Annotated in this window: 18 protein-coding genes; 16 read left to right on the top strand and 2 right to left on the bottom strand. The window is 42.7% G+C overall.

Annotated elements, in window-relative coordinates:
- The first annotated feature begins 23 nt into the window (after positions 1-23).
- From DWV53_RS03710 to DWV53_RS03665, 10 genes are all read left to right on the top strand, one after another.
- Positions 24-1385 (top strand): DUF6242 domain-containing protein, encoded by a 1362-nt coding sequence (locus tag DWV53_RS03710; protein WP_118151704.1) that lies wholly within the window; start codon positions 24-26, stop codon positions 1383-1385.
- Complete coding sequence (locus DWV53_RS03705; protein ID WP_117693268.1) at positions 1337-2056, top strand: DUF6089 family protein; 720 nt, start codon at positions 1337-1339, stop codon at positions 2054-2056. Before DWV53_RS03710 ends, DWV53_RS03705 begins: the two co-directional genes overlap by 49 nt.
- Positions 2053-2805 carry an isoprenyl transferase gene (locus DWV53_RS03700; RefSeq protein WP_181976443.1) on the top strand — a complete coding sequence of 251 codons (753 nt, stop codon included), beginning with the start codon at positions 2053-2055 and terminating at the stop codon, positions 2803-2805. The genes DWV53_RS03705 and DWV53_RS03700 overlap by 4 nt, the downstream gene beginning before the upstream one ends.
- Positions 2806-2856: 51 nt before the next feature.
- A complete protein-coding gene (locus DWV53_RS03695; RefSeq protein WP_118151702.1) occupies positions 2857-5493 on the top strand; it encodes a BamA/OMP85 family outer membrane protein in 2637 nt (878 codons plus the stop codon).
- Positions 5494-5504: 11 nt separating this feature from the next.
- Positions 5505-6017: an OmpH family outer membrane protein gene (locus DWV53_RS03690; RefSeq protein ID WP_118151754.1), complete on the top strand. Its 513-nt coding sequence runs from the start codon at positions 5505-5507 to the stop codon at positions 6015-6017.
- 92 nt (positions 6018-6109) lie between these two features.
- The gene (locus tag DWV53_RS03685; RefSeq protein WP_006848100.1) at positions 6110-6595 is read left to right on the top strand and encodes an OmpH family outer membrane protein; all 486 of its coding nucleotides are present in this window, start codon (positions 6110-6112) and stop codon (positions 6593-6595) included.
- A 114-nt stretch (positions 6596-6709) separates the two neighbouring features.
- A complete protein-coding gene (locus tag DWV53_RS03680; RefSeq protein WP_118151700.1) occupies positions 6710-7264 on the top strand; it encodes an OmpH family outer membrane protein in 555 nt (184 codons plus the stop codon).
- Positions 7261-8097: a glutamate racemase gene (gene murI, locus DWV53_RS03675; RefSeq protein ID WP_118140393.1), complete on the top strand. Its 837-nt coding sequence runs from the start codon at positions 7261-7263 to the stop codon at positions 8095-8097. The genes DWV53_RS03680 and murI overlap by 4 nt, the downstream gene beginning before the upstream one ends.
- Before the next feature lie 30 nt (positions 8098-8127).
- A complete protein-coding gene (gene rbfA / locus DWV53_RS03670; RefSeq protein ID WP_006848097.1) occupies positions 8128-8463 on the top strand; it encodes a 30S ribosome-binding factor RbfA in 336 nt (111 codons plus the stop codon).
- An 86-nt stretch (positions 8464-8549) separates the two neighbouring features.
- On the top strand, positions 8550-9779 hold the full coding sequence (locus tag DWV53_RS03665) for an FtsX-like permease family protein (RefSeq protein WP_006848096.1): 1230 nt from the start codon (positions 8550-8552) through the stop codon (positions 9777-9779).
- Between the two features lie 97 nt (positions 9780-9876).
- On the opposite strand, the gene DWV53_RS03660 is transcribed toward DWV53_RS03665, so the two are convergent.
- Positions 9877-10515 carry an O-methyltransferase gene (locus tag DWV53_RS03660; protein ID WP_118151698.1) on the bottom strand — a complete coding sequence of 213 codons (639 nt, stop codon included), beginning with the start codon at positions 10513-10515 and terminating at the stop codon, positions 9877-9879.
- Between the two features lie 29 nt (positions 10516-10544).
- Positions 10545-10979: a type II 3-dehydroquinate dehydratase gene (gene aroQ / locus DWV53_RS03655; protein ID WP_006848094.1), complete on the bottom strand. Its 435-nt coding sequence runs from the start codon at positions 10977-10979 to the stop codon at positions 10545-10547.
- A 124-nt stretch (positions 10980-11103) separates the two neighbouring features.
- On the opposite strand from aroQ, the gene xerA reads away from it, so the two are divergent.
- The 6 genes from xerA (at position 11104) to yidD (ending at position 15953) form a co-directional block, all read left to right on the top strand.
- Entirely contained in the window at positions 11104-12060 is a 957-nt protein-coding gene (xerA, locus tag DWV53_RS03650; protein ID WP_022121521.1) for a site-specific tyrosine recombinase/integron integrase, read from the top strand.
- 117 nt (positions 12061-12177) lie between these two features.
- Positions 12178-13452, top strand: coding sequence for a methionine adenosyltransferase (metK, locus tag DWV53_RS03645; protein ID WP_118140399.1), 1275 nt, complete (start codon positions 12178-12180; stop codon positions 13450-13452).
- 3 nt (positions 13453-13455) lie between these two features.
- The gene (locus tag DWV53_RS03640) at positions 13456-14481 is read left to right on the top strand and encodes a DUF4271 domain-containing protein (RefSeq protein WP_117693275.1); all 1026 of its coding nucleotides are present in this window, start codon (positions 13456-13458) and stop codon (positions 14479-14481) included.
- Positions 14482-14487: 6 nt separating this feature from the next.
- Positions 14488-15237, top strand: coding sequence for a uroporphyrinogen-III synthase (locus tag DWV53_RS03635; RefSeq protein WP_117587228.1), 750 nt, complete (start codon positions 14488-14490; stop codon positions 15235-15237).
- Positions 15238-15258: 21 nt separating this feature from the next.
- Positions 15259-15702, top strand: a complete 444-nt coding sequence (gene rnpA / locus DWV53_RS03630; RefSeq protein WP_117693277.1) for a ribonuclease P protein component — start codon at positions 15259-15261, stop codon at positions 15700-15702.
- The gene (gene yidD / locus DWV53_RS03625; RefSeq protein WP_040553354.1) at positions 15702-15953 is read left to right on the top strand and encodes a membrane protein insertion efficiency factor YidD; all 252 of its coding nucleotides are present in this window, start codon (positions 15702-15704) and stop codon (positions 15951-15953) included. Before rnpA ends, yidD begins: the two co-directional genes overlap by 1 nt.
- Positions 15954-15989 lie beyond the last annotated feature (36 nt).

Here is a 15989-nt window from a genome sequence, read left to right as displayed (position 1 = left end):
AGCTAAAAATAAAATAGGATAGAATGAAAAGGAAGTTTTTTGCTTTCATAGCGCTGATTACAGCTACGCTCTCGCTCTCTTCTTGCTTGAGCAGCGATGAAACAACAGTAGAATATACACATGATACAGCCATCACGGCTTTCTCGTTGGGTAGTCTTGACAGATATACCAAAACGAAGGCAGGTAAAGATACCTTGCTCAAGGCTAATGTGACGGGCTCTGACTATAAATTTTACATAGATCAGGCACAACGCTTGATTTATAATGTAGATTCCTTGCCTTGTGGGGTGAGGGATACTGCCATATTGGCTACTATCAGCAGCAAGAATAGCAGCCCTATTCTCCTGATGGATATCAACAAGACTGATTCTGTCGCAGCATACTATTCAAGCTCTGATTCCATCAACTTCTCAAAGCCTCGCTTTATTAGAGTTTACAGCAGCGACTACTCTGCCTATGCCCAGTATAAGGTTACCGTAAACGTACATAAGGAGTTGCCTTATGAGTTTAAGTGGCATGAGCTGGTTCAGAACAACAGTCAGTTGGCTGCATTCTCTGATCTGAAGGCTGTAGCTTGTGGTGATGACATCTATGTATTCGGCAAGACTGCCGATGGTACTAAGGTGCTGAAGTCAGCCATCAATGATGGCAGCGCCTGGTCATCTATTACGATGAACGTAGGCTTAAGTAGTGACGCTTACCAGAGTGCAGTAGCGCTGGATGGCGAACTCTATATCTCAGATGCCGGCAAGGTTTATGCTTCTGCCGATGCAGCAGCATGGACATTGGTTTCTGAAAACGCAGATATCAAGCAGCTCATTGGTGCAAGCAGCAAGAATCTCTATGCTTATACAGCTACAGGTATCTCTGTTTCAAAAGACAAGGGTGTCAGCTGGGAGCAGGAGAAACTTGATACAGATGCAGACTATTTGCCAAAACAGAATATCTCAATGAATGTGGCTGGCGTACTCTCTGCTAAGGATGTAGAGAATGTAATGCTGCTGGGTACTCGCGACAAGGCTTCGAAAGATACGGTTGCTACCACATGGTTGCGCACGGTTGACTATGCAAATGAAGACGGACAGTGGAACTATCTGGAAATCGAAAACAATAAAAGTGGAAAGATGCCTTGGCTGGATCAGGTAATTACCTGTGCTGCCGATACAGGCTTCGTTGCTTTAGGCAGTAACGGCAAATGGTATAAGAGCCAGAATGCCGGATTGACTTGGAAGCAGGATAAGATGGTTGTTCTGCCTGCTAAGTTTGCTACTGAAGGTCGTTTCGCTTTCTGTCGTGACAATCAACATTACTATTGGATTATCAGAAACGGATACGTATGGAGAGGACGTTTCAATATAGATGGCTGGAGGAGCAAGGAAGATTAATCATCCTGCTTGCCTTCTTAACTCTGGGCTGTATGGCGGTTCGTGCACAGGACGATCCGCAATATCGCATGGAGATAGGCGCCGGTGTGGGAGTAATGACCTATGAAGGCGACTTTAACGGAAATGTGCTTGGCGACATGCAACCTGCCGGTTTCCTGGTGGGAAGATATAATTTCGACCCCTACAAGGACTTGAAACTGAGCGTGGGCTTTGGAAAAATAAAAGGTTCTTCGGCAAATGTGGATACTTTCTATCCTGATTATGCTGAGAATCCCTATTCCTTCAATCATACGCTGGTGGATATGAATCTGGTGTTTGAGTACAACTTCTGGCCCTACGGAACAGGCAGAGACTATCGCGGAGCCCAGCGCCTGGTTCCTTATATACTGGGTGGCTTGGGAGCAACCTATGTAAAAGGTAACGAAAAAAATGTATTTACAGCCAACGTGCCTTTAGGCATCGGCGCAAAATATAAAGTAAACGAAAGGTTGAACTTGGGACTGGCCTGGACTTTCCATTTCTCGCTCAGCGATGAACTGGATGGCGTGAAAGACCCTTACTGGGTAAAGAGCAGTGGCATTTTCAAGAATTCCGACTGCTATTCTACCATAGCTGTTTCGGTGACCTATAGTTTCAGTGCAAAATGTAAAACTTGTAATAAAGAAGAATGATGGACAACTTAGATATGAACAGGATTCCTGAGCACATCGCTATCATTATGGATGGCAATGGTCGCTGGGCAACAGAACGGGGCAAGGAGCGTAGCTACGGCCATCAGGCTGGAGTAGATACCGTGCGCCGAATTACATCGGAGTGTACCAGGTTGGGGGTAAAATATCTCACCCTCTATACTTTCTCTACAGAGAATTGGAACCGTCCGGCCGATGAGGTTGCTGCCTTGATGGGACTGGTACTGACTTCGCTCGAAGATGAAATCTTCATGAAGAATAATGTCCGCTTCCGTGTGATAGGCGATTTGAAACGCCTGCCACAACAGGTACAGGACAAGCTTCAGGAGACCATGGACCATACTGCGAAGAACGATGCTATGACTATGGTTGTGGCATTGAGCTATTCTTCACGTTGGGAAATCCTGAATGCTACAAAGAAAATGGTAAAAGAAGCATTGGAGTCAGGTTCAACCTATGAGCAGATAGAGGATAAACTGACAGAGGAGAACTTCGAAAAGCATCTTGAAACCAGTTTCATGCCAGATCCTGAACTTCTGATACGTACAGGAGGTGAACTCCGTATCAGCAACTATCTTCTTTGGCAGATAGCTTATTCAGAGTTGTATTTCTGTGATACCTTCTGGCCAGACTTCAATGAAGAAGATCTGCACAAGGCAATAGCAAGTTATCAGAACCGCCAACGTCGATTTGGAAAAACCGAGGCACAGGTGGAAGAGGAGGAGAAATAGGCAAACCTCATACAAGCATAGAAAAATCATATTATATATAATAAGGTATAAATGAATAGATTTAAAAAGATTTTCATCCTGCTGTTCGGCGTAATGGCATGCATGCAGATTCAGGCACAAGATAAAATCGTAAACCCTGATATCTCGTATGCTGGTACACCTCGTACCCTTAAGATTGGTGGTATCAATGTTTCGGGTGTTGAGGGCTACGAAGACTATGTTCTCACAGGTATCTCAGGCCTCAGTGTGGGCGATGAGATTACTGTGCCTGGCGACGAGATTACCAATGCCGTAAAGCGCTACTGGAAACATGGACTCTTCTCGAAGGTGGCTATCGCTGCTGACTCTATCGTAGGTGAGAAGCTTTATCTCCATATCTATCTTGCGGTTCGTCCACGTATATCTAATATCAACTATGTTGGTTTGAAGAAGAGCGAGCGTGAAGATATGGAGCAGAAGTTGGGTATGGTAAAGGGCACTCAGGTAACTCCGAATATGCTCGACCGTGCCAAGATTCTTGCCAAGAAGTATTTCGATGATAAGGGCTTCAAGAACGCTGATATCCAGATTAACCAGCGCGATGATATTGCCAACAAGGGACAGGTAATCCTGGATGTTGTTGTTGACAAGAAAGAAAAAATCAAGGTTCATCAGATAACAATCGATGGAAACGAACAGCTTTCTGACCGCAAGATTAAGGGTGGACTCTTCTCGAAGGGTGCTTTTGCCAAGACGCATGAGGCTGGTAAGTTCGCTACTTTCTTCAAGTCGAAGAAGTTTACCCCTGAGAGATGGAAGGAAGATAAGCAGAAACTCATCGACAAATATAATGAGTATGGTTTCCGTGATGCTCAGATTCTGGAAGATAGCGTGAGCAACTTCGATGAGAAGCACGTTAATATCTACATCAAGGTAGATGAAGGTAAGAAATACTATATCCGTAACATCTCCTGGGCAGGTAATACCGTTTACTCTTCAGCTTATCTCGAAGCATTGCTCGGCATGAAGAAGGGCGATGTATATAACCAGAAGATATTGGGTAAGCGTCTGAATGAAGATGATGACGCTGTTTCTAACCTCTACTATAATAATGGTTATGTGTTCTCTCGTATCGAACCGACTGAAATCAATATTGATGGCGATTCTATCGATTTGGAGATGCGCGTAACAGAGGGACCTCAAGCTTATCTGAGCCATGTACGTATCAATGGTAATACCCGTCTTTACGAAAATGTAGTGCGCCGTGAACTTCGTACCAAGCCAGGCGACCTTTTCTCTAAGGATGCTCTGATGCGTTCGGCTCGTGAACTTGCTTCTATGGGACACTTTGATCCTGAGAAGGTTAGCCCGGATGTAAAGCCTAATCCTGAAGATGGTACGGTTGATGTAAACTGGAACCTGGAGCAGAAGAGTAACGACCAGATTGAGTTCTCGCTCGGTTGGGGTCAGACGGGTGTCATCGGACGTGTGGGCTTGAAGCTCAACAACTTCTCTATGGCAAACCTCTTCAACAAGAATAAGGAACATCGTGGTATCATGCCTATCGGTGACGGTGAGGTGCTGAGTATCGGTGCACAGACCAATGGTACCTACTATCAGAGCTATAACGTAAGCTACTCTACCAACTGGTTTGGCGGCAAGCGCCCTATCCAGTTCAGCGTTGGTGCATACTACAGTAAGAGTACCGACGTGTCAAGCAACTATTACAATAGTGCAGCCATGTACAACTATCAGAGTTACTTATATGGCTATGGTTCTAGTTACTATAACAACTACGAGAATTATTACGATCCAGACAAGTATATCCAGATGGTGGGTGTAAGCCTCGGTTGGGGTAAGCGCCTCCGTTGGCCGGATGATTACTTCACCTTGTCTGTACAGTTGGCTTACCAGCGCTACATGATGAAGAACTGGAGCTATATGTTGATGACCAACGGTAATGCGAACAACTTGAACTTGACCATCGCATTGAACCGAACATCAACCGATAACCAACTCTTCCCACGTCGTGGTTCTGAGGTTGAGGCAAGTGTCAACCTTACTCCACCATGGAGTGCGTTCGACAACAAGGACTACAAGAATCTTGCCAACGATTCTAAGTCGCCAACCTATTCTGCTGAGCAGCAGGAGAAGTACAGATGGATTGAATACCATAAGTGGAAGTTCAAGGCAAAGACTTATACTGCACTCACAGAGGGTCAGAAGTGCTTCGTATTGATGACCCGTGTAGAACTCGGTTTGCTCGGTTCTTATAACAAGTATAAGAAGAGTCCGTTCGAGACCTACTATGTGGGTGGTGACGGTATGAGTGGATACTCATCATATTATGGTGAGGAAACAATCGGACTCCGCGGTTATGAGAATGGTTCTGTATCTTACAGTCCTACAACCGGTTACTATGCTTATGCATACGACCGCTTCTCATTGGAGCTTCGCTATCCATTCCTCTTAGGTAATACAACCATTTACGGTTTGACCTTCGTAGAGGCTGGTAACGCCTGGTATGAAACCAAGAAGTTCAACCCATTCAGCATGAAACGTAGTGCCGGTGTCGGTGTACGTATCTTCTTGCCAATGGTGGGTCTGATGGGTATTGACTGGGCTTACGGTTTCGATACAGTATGGAATGGTAGCTCATATAAGAAGGGTGGAAGCCAGTTCCACTTCATCTTAGGTCAGGAATTCTAAAAATGGGTTTTATGAAGAAAATAGTATTGATGCTGATGATGGCTGTAGCAGTCATCTCAGCACATGCACAGAAATATGCATTGATAGATATGGAGTACATCTTGAAGAATGTACCCGCTTATGAGCGTGCCAACGAGCAGCTGAATCAGGTAAGCCGCAAATGGCAGGCTGAGGTAGAAGCTCTTAACACAGAGGCAAGCACCATGTATAAGAACTATCAGAACGAGGTAGTGTTCCTTTCCCAGGAGCAGAAGAAGGCTAAGCAGGATGCCATCATGCAGAAAGAGAAGGAGGCTAGCGATTTGAAGAAAAAATATTTTGGTGCAGAAGGCGACCTTTATAAGATGCGTGAAGCATTGATGGGACCTATTCAGGAAGAGATTTATACAGCCGTAAAAGAGATTTCAGACCTGCGCGGATATTCGCTTGTTCTCGATAGAGCTAGCAACAGCGGCATCATCTTTGGCTCTCCTAAGATAGATATTAGCAACGAAGTGCTCCAAAAATTAGGTTATTCCAAATAATAATTGTATATTTGCAGCCGGTAAGTACATCTGCCAATGGTTGGCAGCATGAAAACTTCATTTAGAAATTAATAATTAAAAAGAATAGAACAATGAAAAAGCTTATTTTAATGTTGATGCTCTGTGCACCAATGACTATGATGGCTCAGAAGTTTGGTAAAGTAAATACTCAGCAGATTATGCAGTCTTTGCCAGATGTAGCTAAGGCTAATGGCGAGATGGAAGCTCTCCAGAAGCAGAAAGAGAATGACTTGAAGTCTATGCAGGATGAGTTCCAGCGTAAGGCTGACGAGTATCAGAAGGGTTCCAGCACAATGAACGCTACAGCAAAGCAGCAGAAGGAAACTGAGTTGCAGACTCTCCAGCAGAAAATTCAGCAGGCTTACCAGGATGGTCAGCAGGAGTTGCAGAAGAAGAGCAGCGAACTCATGCAGCCTATCGTAGCAAAGGTACGTACAGCTATCGAGGCTGTAGGCAAGGCTGGCAACTACACCTTCATCTTCGAGGATGGTGCTGCTGTATATACAGGTACTAACGTAGTAGACGTTACTAAGGAAGTACAGGCTAAGATTAAGTAATCAAGGCAAATAAAAAGAATATAGATTGAGGGCAGGCAGAAGTGCTTGCCCTTATTTCTCATTTTTAATAACGAGGTATTTATAAGGTATTCATCATAAACGGTATCACTCATCATGAAAAAGAATCTCTTATTTCTGGCTTTTGCTTTCATCTCTTTGACTGTTTCAGCCCAGCATACAACGCCTGCAGCAAAGGTTCAGCAACAACAGATTGCTGTATCTGCTCCTTTGCATTTTGGCTACTTTAGTTTTGATAAGGTTTTTCATACTATGCCTGGTTACGCTATAGCCAAGCATAATATGGATGAACTCCGTGAGAAATACGATGCAGAAACGAAACGTGTAGAAACTGAGTTTAATGCTAAGTATGAGGAATTTCTTGATGGACAGCGCACTTATGCCAAGACAATTCTGGAGAAACGTCAGGCTGAATTGCGTGAATTGATGGAGAAAAATATTGCCTTCAAGGCTGAGGCTACCCGCCTGTTGCAGCAAGCAGAGAATGATGCTTATGCTCCGCTCAAAGCAAAAATAAACGAGGAAGCTAAAAAGATTGGCAAGCAGAAGGGCTTTGCCTTTATCATCAATACAGACAATAATGCAGCTCCTTATCTCAACGAAGAGATGGGGGAGGATATTACAGCTTTGCTGGAGGAGACTTTGAAATGATGTTGCCTTCTACTCCCGGACCAATCGGTGTTTTCGATTCTGGTTATGGCGGACTGACCATCCTGCATGGGTTGCGCCAGACGATGCCTCAGTATGATTATATGTACTTGGGTGATAACGCTCGTGCTCCTTATGGCTCGCGTTCGTTTGAGGTGGTTTATAAGTTCACACGCCAGGCTGTGCTTAAACTTTTCTCTATGGGGTGTCATCTCGTTATCCTGGGATGTAATACGGCTTCGGCTAAAGCACTACGTTCTTTGCAGCAGCGCGATATTCCTGAGTTGGATCCCAGCAGAAGAGTTCTGGGTATTATCCGCCCTACTGCCGAAGTAATTGGTACTATTACCAAGAGTAATCACGTGGGACTTCTGGCTACAGAAGGTACTATTAAAAGCCAAAGTTATAATATGGAAATTTCGAAACTTTGGCCAGAGATTCAGGTGAGTGGCGTGGCTTGTCCGCTTTGGGCTGCCATCGTGGAAGCCAATGAAGCTGATAGTCCGGGAGCTGATTATTTCGTAAAGAAACGCATCGACCAGCTGATGCTGAAGGACGCTGATATTGATACCATTATTTTGGGTTGCACGCATTATCCGCTTCTTATGAGCAGCATTGTGAAGAATCTTCCTGATGGCGTAAGAGTGGTTCCGCAAGGACAATATGTAGCAAACAGTCTGAAAGATTATCTGAAACGCCATCCGCAGATGGAACAGATGATAACCAAAACAGGCTCTTGCCGATATCTCACAACAGAGAGTGAGGATAAATTCAAGGAATCTGCACAGATTTTCCTTCATGAACAGGTGGAGGTTACACATGTAGATCTTGAATAGTTTATAGTTAATAATTTATAGTTAATAGTTATGCAAGAAACAAGACAAAACCGTATATCAAGACTTCTCCAGAAGGAGTTGAGTCTTATCTTCCAGTCACAAACTCGCATGATGCATGGTGTGATGGTAAGTGTTACTAAGGTTAGAGTAAGTCCAGATCTCAGTATCTGTACAGCTTACTTGAGTGTGTTCCCTTCTGAAAAAGGAGAGGAGATTTTGAAGAATATCAATGCAAATGAGAAGACGATCCGTTTCGACTTGGGTAAAAAAGTGAGAAACCAGTTACGTATTATTCCAGAACTCCGTTTCTTCCTTGATGATAGTCTCGATTATTTGGAGCACATTGATGAACTCTTGAAAAAGTAAAAGAGTAAGGAAGTAAAAAGACAAGGGAGTTAAGACGGCAATTCTTGACTCCCTATACTGTTATATAAATAAGGTAAGATAGAATTATGAATTTCCCATTCTTTATAGCTCGCAGGTATCTTTTCTCAAAGAAGAGTACGCACGTCATCAACGTCATCAGTTCTATTTCTGTAATAGGAGTGGCGGTAGCTACGATGGCTCTGGTCATCGTTCTGAGTGTTTTTAACGGCTTCCATGACCTGGTAGCTTCACTCTTTACGAGTTTTGACCCACAACTCAAGGTTGTGCCTGTTGAGGGAAAGACTGCACCTGCAGATGATCCTATTCTTACTAAGATTCGTCTTTTGCCGCAGGTAGATGTTGCGACAGAAACCGTAGAAGATCAAGCTCTTGCAATCTATAATGATCATCAGGCTATGGTGAAAATCAAGGGTGTAGATGATAATTTTGCAGAACTTTCTCATATTACAGATATTTTATATGGTGATGGCTCTTTCTCCTTACATGCTGCCAATCTGGAATATGGAACCGTAGGTATCCGTCTTGCCCAGAATTTAGGCATAGGAGCACAATGGGATGGTTTCCTGAAAATCTATGCTCCTAAAAAGGAAGGACAGCTGGATATGACTAACCCTGGTGATGGCTTTGTTGTTGACTCGCTCAACTCTCCTGGCGTACTTTTTGCCGTCAAACAGGCTAAGTATGATAAAAACTACATCATCACTTCTATTTCATTTGCCCGTAATCTCTTTGGACAGCAAGGTATGCTCTCTGATTTGGAATTACGCTTGAAACCGGGTAGCAATCTGGATGCTGTAAAGGCTGAGATGCAGCAGATAGCTGGTAATAAATATAAAGTGCTTGACAGATTTGAACAACAGGAAGATACCTTTAAAATTATGTCGATAGAGAAGATGATTGCTTATATCTTCCTGACCTTTATCTTAGTTGTTGCATGTTTCAATATCATCGGCTCGCTTTCTATGCTTATTATTGATAAGAAAAATGATGTAGTGACTCTTCGTAATCTTGGAGCTAACGATAAGCAGATTACCAGGGTATTTCTTTTTGAAGGTAGAATGATAGCTGTGATAGGTGCTGTTATCGGTATTGGATTAGGCTTGCTCCTCTGCTTTTTGCAGCAGCAATATGGATTTGTACGTCTGGGAGATTCTGAAGGCTCCTTTATTGTTGATGCTTATCCGGTAAGTGTCCATTACTCAGATGTTGCCATTATCTTCGTTACAGTAATTGCTGTAGGTTGGCTTGCTGTATGGTATCCTGTAAGAGCGCTGAGTAAAAGGCTGTTGAGTTAAAACCTACAGAATTTCTTATACTTGGGTGCATATACTAAAAGAAATGGCATGAATCTTTCATGGGGGATTCATGCCATTTCTTGTTCTAATTGATTTTTTATTTTTTCCTGATGAGTGTAAGACCATCGCGTAGTGGTAAGATAACAACCTTTACTCTAGGATCTCTTGCTATTAAATCATTGAAAGCCCGAATGCCTTGAGTCTGGTGGTCTCGGTCGTAGGCAGGATCGATGACGTGACCATCCCAAAGAGTATTGTCTGCAAGGATGTAGCCTCCAGGGTTCAGAATGCTCATAACCATTTCATATGTTTCTATATAGGTACGCTTATCGCCATCAACAAAAGCCATATCGAATTTTACGCCTAGTTGGGGCGCTTCAATGTTGGCATCACCGATGCGGAAGTCAATCTTATCGGCAACATTCGAACCTTCTATCCAGGGACGGGTAAAATCTTCCATCTCATCATTGATTTCGAAAGTGTAGAGTTTTCCACCTTCCTGCAATCCCTGGGCCAGGCAGATAGCACTATAGCCACTAAATGTGCCTACTTCCAGAATGTTCTTCGGGCGAATCATCTCTACAAGCATTTTGAGAAGTCTGCCCTGAATATGGCCGCTAGCCATACGTCCATGGATAGTATGTATATTGGTGGCGCGGTAAAGACGATACAGATAATCGCCTTCAGGCTCTATATGCTGGCAGATATATTTGTCTATGAGTTCAGTCTCTGTCATAATCTGATGGATTTAGAGTAACGGAAATCTTACTCTTCTGTTTCTTTCTGTGCTAAGATTCCTGAAATGGCAAGTTCGTAAGAAGCCAGACCGAAACCGCAGATTACGCCCAGGCAAGCACAGGAAATATATGAATGATGGCGGAACTCTTCACGTTTATGCACATTAGAGATGTGTACTTCAACGCAAGGGCATTTCAAACTGCGAATACAATCCTGCAAGGCGATGCTGGTATGAGTATAGGCGCCAGCATTGAGTACTACACCATCATAGGAAAAACCTACTTCCTGCAGCTTGTTGATTAACTCGCCTTCAATGTTGCTCTGAAAGTACTCTATCTCAATATCAGGGAATTTCGCTTTCAGCTTAGGCAGATAACTCTCGAAAGAATTGCTACCATAAATACCCGGTTCTCTTACACCAAGAAGGTTCAAGTTTGGACCATTAATAATTTGTATCTTCATATTTACTTGATTTTTAATCGTAATCCATATTTTTTTCGTATCTTTGCGGCAGAGATCTTTTGTACTCTCCTGTCTTATGCAAAGACGATGCAAAGATACAATAAATTAAGGAAACTGACAAAAAATGAGGAATGAAATTATAAAGAACTATATGAGATACCTCAAGTTGGGGCGTAATTTCTCCAAAAATACGTTGGATGCCTATTACCATGACTTGAATTTTCTCTTGGAGTATGCTGATAAGAACAATTTGGTGCTGACGGAAATGAAATTGGAAGACTTGGAGAATTTTTCTGCAAGTTTGCATGATCGTGGTGTTTCTGCTCGTTCACAAGCTCGGATTTTGAGCGGAATCCGTTCTTTCTACCGGTATCTGGTGCTTGATGATTATATAAAAGACGATCCGACCGAATTACTGGTTTCTCCCCAAATAGGAAAGCATTTGCCGGAGTATTTATCTGTAGAAGAGGTTGACATGCTTGAAGCGGCTATCGATTTGGAAAAATGGGAGGGACAGCGTAATAAGGCGATTATAGAAACCCTGTTCTCCTGTGGCCTTCGCGTTTCGGAACTTGTGAATCTAAAGAAAAGCGATGTGTTTGAAGAAGAAAAGTTTATTAGGGTCATAGGTAAAGGTAACAAGGAACGCATCGTTCCTATTTCTGGTAAGGCTCTGAAAGAAATCAATCTTTGGTATATAGACCGGAATCTGATGACAATCAAGCCAGGTGAGGAAGACTATGTCTTTTTGAATCGTAGAGGTGCTCATCTCACACGTAATATGATACTTATCATGATAAAAAATGCGGCTTATGATGCAGGAATCAAGAAAACCATTTCTCCTCATACTTTACGCCATAGTTTTGCTACAGCCTTGTTGAAAGGTGGAGCCGATCTGAGGGTAATTCAGGCCTTGTTGGGGCATGAAGATATTGGAACCACAGAGATTTATACTCATCTTGAAACTTCAGATTTGCGCAGAGCTATCTTGGAACATCATCCTCGAAATATCAAATATAGTGAAGAAAACCAAGTGCTTGATTCTGATAAAACAGACAAAAGATGCCCGAATAACAGATAAAGCACAAGGAATTGACGTTTTTTATATAGGAATATGACAAAATCTGAAAAAATATGAGTAACTTTGCAGCCGCAAAATAATGAATATCAATAATTAATAGAAATAAAGTAAGAAAATATGGCATATTTGTTTTCATCAGAATCAGTTTCTGAAGGACATCCAGATAAAGTGGCTGATCAGATTTCAGATGCATTGCTTGACCAGTTTTTGGCTTACGATGACCACGCTCATTGCGCCATCGAAACCTTTTGTACTACTGGTCAGGTAGTAATCATGGGTGAGGTTCGCTCTAACGTTTATGTTGATTTGCAGACCATTGCCCGCAAGACTATCAAGAAAATCGGTTATACCAAGAGCGAATATCAGTTTGACGGCGACTCTTGTGGTGTGCTTACTGCTATCCATGAACAGAGCGATGATATTAACCGCGGTGTAAGTCGTGAGGAGGATGAGAATCAGGGTGCAGGCGACCAGGGTATGATGTTCGGTTATGCTACAACGGAAACCGAGAATTATATGCCGGTATCACTCGACTTGGCTCAACTCATCATGCGTGTACTTGCAGATATCCGCAAGGAGGGCAAGGTGATGACTTATCTCCGTCCAGACTCTAAGAGCCAGGTAACTGTCGAATACTCAGACGATAATATCCCACAGCGAATCGATACCATCGTAGTTTCTACCCAGCATGATGATTTTATCAAGAAGGCAAATGGTGAGGACGATGATGATGCTATGCTGGCAAAGATTCGTGAGGATGTAATCAATATCCTGATTCCAAGAGTAAAGACTCACCTGAGTGATAAGGTGTTGGCTCTCTTCAATGATGACATCAAGTACTTCGTAAACCCTACAGGTAAGTTCGTGATTGGTGGTCCTCATGGAGATACAGGTCTTACCGGTCGTAAGATCATTGTAGATACTTATGGAGGTAAGGGTGCTCATGGTGGTGGTGCCTTCTCTGGAAAGGATAGTAGTAAGGTTGACCGTTCGGCTGCTTATGCTGCCCGTTATATTGCAAAGAATATGGTTGCTGCCGGCGTTGCAGATGAAATGTTGGTTCAGGTAAGTTATGCTATCGGCGTGGCAGAACCGGTTAGTATCTATGTAAATACTTACGGCAGAAGCCATGTGAATATGACTGACGGCGAGATTGCAAAGAAAATTGCAGAAATGTTTGATCTTCGTCCTAAAGCAATCGAGCGCCAGTTGAAGTTGCGCCAGCCAATGTTCCAGGAAACTGCGGCATATGGACACATGGGACGTAAGAATGAGATAGTAGAGAAAACCTTCACCAGCCGATATCATGAGGCTAAAACTGTGAAGGTAGAACTCTTTACATGGGAAAAATTAGATAAGGTAGACGAAATCAAGAAAGTTTTCGGACTTTAAGGAATGGTGCAACAGGCAGATTCGATACAGACAGATGCCGCACTTGAGGCTGAATCGCAACAGCAAGTGCTCAGGCAACATAGCAGCCAGCTCACACCCAAAGAGGTGTTGAGCTGGCTGCCTAAGAATGCAACGCCAGCTCAGCAGGACTCCATGATTAGGGCACATATCAAGCCCAGTGAGATTCATTGGAGCAAGATGCCGGATACATTACACTTGCCAGGACATAAGGCAGGTAAGAGTTTTAGGGATGTAAGTTTGCCACAATATTATCGTGAGTCATTCTTTTCAAAAGATTCTCTGTTTCATCCGGAATTAAAGGGTGGACGCTTAGGGGTGGCAGGTGATCCTGTTCCCTATACGGTAGCTGGTGATAGCTTTATTACTTCATTGCTGTTGGTCTGTTTTCTCTTGGCTTGTATAGCATTCTCTAAATCTAAGCATTTTGTTATACGCCAGGCAAAAACCTTCTTCCGTACTCCACGCATCGGTACAACAGAGGTGACGGAGACCAGTTCTGAAGTAAGATACCAGTTCTTCTTCGTGTTGCAGACCTGTCTTTTGCTGGCAATCGGGTATTTCATTTATTCGAAAGCATCTATCAGCGATACGTTTATCGTAGACCAATATCAGGTAATCAGTATATATGCTGGTTGTATGGGGGGCTATTTCTTGTTGAAGGCGTTCCTCTATGTGATTTCTGGTTGGGTATTCTTTGAAAAGAAAAAAAATGTACAATGGCTCAAGGCATACTTGTTCCTTATATCATGTCAAGGAGTGGCCTTGTTCCCAATGGTGATGCTTTTGTCGTATTTCGATTTCCCATTGCAAATTGCAGTGATATACACGTTGACTATCCTTGGATTAGTTAAATTGTTGGCTTTTTTGAAGGCTTACATTATCTTTTTTAGAAGAAATGGCGTGTTTCTGCAAATATTTTTGTACTTTTGTGCCCTTGAAGTGATACCCTTGTTCGCTCTTTGGGGTGGACTTGTGTTAATCAGTCATTATTTGAAAATAAACTTTTAAGACAAAATGATAAAGAAAATTTTAGTTTCTCAGCCAAAACCTGCAAGTGAGAAGTCTCCTTACTTCGATATCCAGGCTCAATATGGAGTAGAATGCGTGTTCCGTCCATTCTTTAAGGTAGAGGGGCTCTCTTCTAAAGAATTCCGTCAGCAGAAAATAAATTTGCTTGACTATACTGCTGTCGTATTTACATCTCGTCATGCAGTAGACAACTACTTTAAATTAGCTAAGGAGATGCGTATCACAATTCCTGAAGATATGAAATATTTCTGTGTGATAGAGACTATCGCTCTCTACATCCAAAAGTATGTTCAGTATCGCAAGCGTAAGGTGTTCTTTGGTGATACAGGTAAAATTGATGGGTTGATGGGACAGATGGCTCGCCATAAAACCGAGAAATATCTGGTACCATTAAGCAGTGTTCATAATGATGATATTGCCAACTTGCTTGATGAGAAAAAACTCAATCATACAGAATGTGTAATGTATCGTACCGTGAGCAATGATTTCTCAGAAGAGGAAATCAAGAACTTCGATTATGATATGATGCTTTTCTTTAGCCCAACAGGTGTAAAGGCTCTGAAGAAGAATTTCCCTAATTTTGAACAAGGGAATATCGCTGTTGGCGCTTTTGGTCCTGCTACAGCAAAAACGGTTGAAGATGAGGGCTTACGCCTTGATCTGGAGGCTCCTAATAAAGCTTTTCCATCTATGACAGGTGCCTTGGCAGATTATCTGAAACGTCATAATAAATAGGAAATATTTAATAGAATAGATATGTCAACAGACAGAAATAAAACATTCGGAAAGAAAGAGCATCTATGTAAACTGACACTTATAGAACAGCTCTTTGGAGGTGGTGCTAAAGCAATGACGGCATGGCCTATGAGAATGGTGTTTCTTCTTGTTGACAAGAAAGATGAGCAAGCCCCTTCTGTTCAAGTTCTTATCAGTGTATCTAAGCGTTATTTTAAGCACGCAGTAAAACGCAATCGGGTAAAGCGCCAGATACGTGAAGCTTTTCGTTATCAAAAACAAGAGCTGGAGACTTGTATGCAGAATTATGTTGGAAAACAATTGCTTGTGGCTTTTGTTTGGCAAACAGAACAATTGCAGCCTTCAAAGCTGGTTTCAACCAAAATGACTAAACTTTTGGATAGATTGGTTGATAATATCAAGGAGATGCAATCTGAAACAGTCATGAAAGAGAGCAGTTTATGATGAAGATTCTCTTTATGATAGCACATGGCATGAGAAAGGTGTTGGTATGGATTCTTATACTGCCGATATTGTTTTATCAGAAGTGTATTACTCCTTATACGCCACCTTCCTGTCGCTTTCAGCCCACTTGCTCAGAGTATGCGAGACAAGCCATCCTGAAGCATGGTCCCTTTAAGGGACTGGCTTTGGCTGTTTGGCGCATCTTAAGATGCAATCCTTGGGGTGGTTCGGGTTATGATCCCGTACCGTAAGTTTCCGACTGTATTGTTGGGCCCCTTATACATATT

Source organism: Segatella copri, from assembly GCF_003465495.1.
Taxonomy (GTDB): Bacteria; Bacteroidota; Bacteroidia; order Bacteroidales; family Bacteroidaceae; genus Prevotella; species Prevotella copri_G.
Note: the sequence above shows the minus strand (reverse complement) of the source record. Positions and strands in the feature narration are given on the sequence as shown.